4 protein-coding genes and 1 pseudogene are annotated in these 4,186 nt (G+C 50.5%); 4 read left to right on the forward strand and 1 reads right to left on the reverse strand.

Going from position 1 to position 4,186, the window contains the following annotated elements:
• A pseudogene (locus tag ACOTZD_RS22780) lies at positions 1 to 713 on the forward strand (phage tail protein); the annotation flags it as partial.
• Here the strand turns inward: ACOTZD_RS22780 and ACOTZD_RS22785 are convergent.
• A complete protein-coding gene (locus ACOTZD_RS22785; RefSeq protein WP_421636374.1) occupies positions 691 to 1,494 on the reverse strand; it encodes a hypothetical protein in 804 nt (267 codons plus the stop codon). The pseudogene ACOTZD_RS22780 and the gene ACOTZD_RS22785 sit on opposite strands and share 23 nt — an antisense overlap.
• A 103-nt stretch (positions 1,495 to 1,597) precedes the next feature.
• Here ACOTZD_RS22785 and ACOTZD_RS22790 point away from each other — a divergent pair, with 103 nt between their 5' ends.
• The 3 genes from ACOTZD_RS22790 (at position 1,598) to ACOTZD_RS22800 (ending at position 4,017) form a co-directional block, all read left to right on the forward strand.
• Positions 1,598 to 2,155 carry a recombinase family protein gene (locus ACOTZD_RS22790; protein ID WP_048241840.1) on the forward strand — a complete coding sequence of 186 codons (558 nt, stop codon included), beginning with the start codon at positions 1,598 to 1,600 and terminating at the stop codon, positions 2,153 to 2,155.
• Positions 2,156 to 2,327: 172 nt separating this feature from the next.
• Positions 2,328 to 2,747, forward strand: a complete 420-nt coding sequence (locus ACOTZD_RS22795; RefSeq protein ID WP_039270990.1) for a translesion error-prone DNA polymerase V autoproteolytic subunit — start codon at positions 2,328 to 2,330, stop codon at positions 2,745 to 2,747.
• A 1-nt stretch (position 2,748) separates the two neighbouring features.
• Entirely contained in the window at positions 2,749 to 4,017 is a 1,269-nt protein-coding gene (locus ACOTZD_RS22800) for a Y-family DNA polymerase (protein WP_048240709.1), read from the forward strand.
• Positions 4,018 to 4,186: the final 169 nt, after the last annotated feature.

The raw sequence follows: 4,186 nt of genomic DNA on the forward strand, positions 1-4,186 counted from the left end.
GACAGATGTTATCCCGGGGAGATTTTGGCTTGGGCGGGCCGGGTAATAGTAGTGCTGGCTGGGATATAGCTATCGATGGCCGATTTTTAAGTAGCCCTTATGACGGTCCCTCAGCTACTGCTGTGTTTATGGGGATAAACTGTGCTCATAGTTCCGATTCATCCTACTGCTTTCAGCTTGGGGGACGAGGAAACCAGGGTATGTGGTGGAGGGCAAGAGAAAGCGCCTCATTCCTTCCATGGTTACGAGTTTATGACACTGGTAACACTACCAGAGCTAGTGACGGCACGTTAAAAGCAGCTTCCCCAGTAGTTAAACTGTATGCAGACGGTTCGTTTGAAACTAATAACGAATCAGAGGGCTGTACCGTAACTCGCATGAAAGCCGGAGAGTATCTGATCGAGGGCTGCATGGGTATGAATTCAGATGCGGCGTGGGGTGGGATTGATGGTGGCTTCGATATCCCTAAAGATCGTAATGGGCAGGCCCTAATCTGGCTTGACTATGAGGTTAATGCCGACGGATCAGTGCTCGTGAAAACATTCCACCGGGAATACCCGTCAGCACCGATATTTGCGAGGAACTCACGGGAAGGTTTCGTGGATGGCGAACCGGCCGATATTCCGGCCGATCAGTTTGTCAGTGTCCGTGTAGAGATGCCGCAAAACAGTATCTGGAATCAGCGCGCAGCTATGGCTGAAGTTTCTGATTGATCATCTGATTAAAGGCAGAATCATCAGGCATATCCAAGCGAACATCGATCCAGCTGTTCACCGGCACGTCCATCGGTTCCCCTTTTGTTTTGACGATCTCCCCTTCATCGCTCAGCATGTATTTTCGCTTAAACAGGCGGATAGTCAGCCCACCGCTTTCTGCCTGCTCTGCTTCAACAATCCCAAGCTCTCCCATGCCGCCTGGGTCCATTGGCGGCAGTAACTGCCATCCCTCTGACGCCAGGCCTGCCGAACCTCTCAGCACATAAACACCAACATCGACCCGGGAAATTTTGATTCCTTCAGCTTCGGTGTTCGCAGTACCGCAGCCGCACCATGCAAAACCATCCTCAGATATATCCGTGCGCTGGTTCTGTTCCTGAGACTTAACAATGCGAGCAACAGGTGAGGCCGCCTTTAGGGTGCCATCACTTGCTTTAGTCGTATTACCCGTTGAATATAATCTGACAGGTGAAAGCCACGTACCGCCTGCCTGTTTACGAATAGTGATATTTGCGGCTGACTGAGCTGACATTGCTTCATCGACCAGCATAAATCCGTAATTCGCACTATCTCCTCCTGAGGCCGCATTAGAACCGTTCCGATGGCGAACAGAAATATAGCTCCGCCATACATTATCATCAGTTATTCGGGCAGAACCTATTGTGGAAGGGTTGGTTGAAATATCATCAAACCAGCCAGTAGAAGATAAGGTTCCATCGATGTTGACACCAATTGCGGCCCCCCTGTTGCTACCCGTACCTCCCAGTGACACAGGCACGTAACCATTGCTGTCTACCAAACCGACGTTTTATAGATTGCCCTGCGGCATCCATGCCGATAACTTCACCTGATTTTTTTGCAGAAAATATTGGGTGAAAAATATGCAAATTGGCTACGTTAGGGTGTCAACAAATGACCAAAACACAGATCTTCAGCGACAAGCTCTCGAACGCGCAGGATGTGAACAGGTTTTTGAGGAAAAAATGAGCGGGACGGTAGCGAACCGGCCAGCGCTTAAAAAGCTTCTGCGAACGCTGAATGAGGGCGATACGCTGGTAGTGTGGAAGCTGGATCGCCTCGGGCGAAGCATGCGGAACCTGGTACTGCTGGTAGACGAACTCCGGCAGCGCGGCATCCACTTCAAAAGTCTTACGGACAGCATAGACACCTCCAGCCCAATGGGGCGTTTCATATTCCACATCATGTCAGCCCTGGCCGAGATGGAGAGGGAGTTAATCGTGGAACGCACCCGGGCAGGACTGGCGGCTGCCCGGGAGAAAGGGCGGATAGGCGGCAGACGGCCTAAGTTAACCCCAGAGCAATGGGCGCAGGCTGGCAGGCTGATCGCAAACGGAGTGGACAGAAAGCAGGTGGCGATTATTTACGACGTAGCGGTTTGCACGCTGTATAAAAAATTCCCTGCATCCAAACCGGCTTAAATTTGTGCATCTGGGATTCAAGTCGGAAAATTTACAAAAATAATAATTCGAAGCCTGATAGAAACTTAGAAACGAAGCGGTGAAGCTTTAAACAGTCGCTACGACTAAGGTGTATTGCGCGCTGACAGAAACGAAACTACTGTATATAAAAACAGTATTAGAGGTATGCGTAATGGAATTTATCAGGCCTACTGAACTGCGAGAAATTATCGCGATCCCACTATACAGCGATTTGGTGCAATGTGGTTTTCCCAGCCCCGCAGCTGATTATGTAGAGCAGCGTATTGATCTTAATGAGTTGCTTGTTTCCCATCCCAGCTCAACGTATTTCGTTAAAGCCGCAGGGGATTCGATGATAGAAGCGGGGATCAGCGACGGTGATCTGCTGGTGGTTGATAGCTCACGGACTGCTGAACATGGAGATATTGTCATTGCGGCTGTGGATGGGGAATTTACTGTTAAACGTCTTCAACTGCGTCCAACTGTTCAGCTCAATCCGATGAACGGTGCTTACAGCCCGATTGTGGTAGGCAGCGAAGATACGCTGGATGTTTTCGGCGTAGTTACTTTCATTGTTAAATCGGCCAGCTGATATGTTTGCGCTCTGTGATGTGAATTCATTCTACGCATCATGCGAGACAGTGTTCAGGCCCGATTTGAGAGGACGGCCGGTGGTTGTTCTTTCAAATAACGATGGCTGCGTGATCGCGCGCAGCGCTGAGGCAAAAGCCGCAGGGATAGCAATGGGGGAGCCTTTCTTCAAGCAAAGGGAGCTTTTCCGGCGTGCTGGCGTTGTTTGCTTCAGCAGTAATTACGAGCTTTATGCTGACATGTCGAACCGTGTGATGACCACGCTAGAGGAAATGAGCCCCCGCGTCGAAATCTACAGCATCGATGAAGCTTTTTGCGACCTGACTGGTGTTCGCAACTGCAGGGACCTGACGGAGTTCGGCAAAGAAATCCGTTCTACAGTTCTGAAGCGCACGCATCTAACCGTCGGGGTTGGCATCGCGCAGACAAAAACACTCGCTAAGCTGGCAAACCACGCCGCCAAGAAATGGCAGAGACAGACGGGTGGGGTAGTGGACCTATCAAATGTCGATCGGCAGCGTCGGCTGTTGGCGATCGTGCCTGTAGAGGATGTTTGGGGCGTTGGTCGCAGAATCAGTAAAAAGCTTAATGCCATGGGGATCAAAACAGCTCTGGACCTTTCTGAGCAGAGTACGTGGATTATTCGAAAGCACTTCAATGTGGTCCTGGAGCGAACGGTCCGGGAACTGCGCGGCGAACCATGTCTTGAACTGGAGGAGTTTGCACCGGCAAAGCAGGAAATCGTCTGCAGTCGCTCATTCGGCGAACGCGTCACCGAGTACGAACAGATGCGCCAGGCTATCTGCAGCTATGCCGCCCGTGGTGCTGAAAAGCTTCGCGGCGAGCATCAGTATTGCAGCTTTATCTCTGCGTTCGTGAAAACATCACCCTTTGCCCTGAACGAGCCATATTACGGAAACAATGCGTCCGTGAAGCTTCTCACCCCCACTCAGGACTCCCGCGACATTATCAACGCTGCGGTAAAATGTCTGGACAAAATCTGGAAGGATGGTCACCGGTACCAGAAAGCGGGCGTCATGCTGGGTGACTTCTTCAGCCAGGGCGTGGCCCAGCTCAATCTGTTCGACGACAGTGCGCCTCGAGCTGGTAGCGAGAAGTTAATGGAAGTGCTGGATCACCTGAATGCAAAGGACGGAAAGGGAACGCTCTATTTTGCCGGGCAGGGCATACAGCAGCAGTGGCAGATGAAGCGTGAAATGTTGTCGCCTCGATATACAACGAGATTTTCAGATCTGCTTAGAGTCCGATAAATTTTCTTGAAGTCTTGGTCCGCTTTATTCCAGAAGGGGACGAAGAATTGCTATTGCAAAAAAATTAGTAGTTGAAAAGATGGCAGAATGAAGGAAGGATGTGCCAATATTGCTGAGGTTTAAAGGGATTTAGGGGCAAGATATGGGATTGTCTAATACAGTACAGAAA

It is taken from the genome of Enterobacter cloacae complex sp. SHL022, assembly GCF_049237785.1.
GTDB lineage: Bacteria > Pseudomonadota > Gammaproteobacteria > Enterobacterales > Enterobacteriaceae > Enterobacter > Enterobacter hormaechei_C.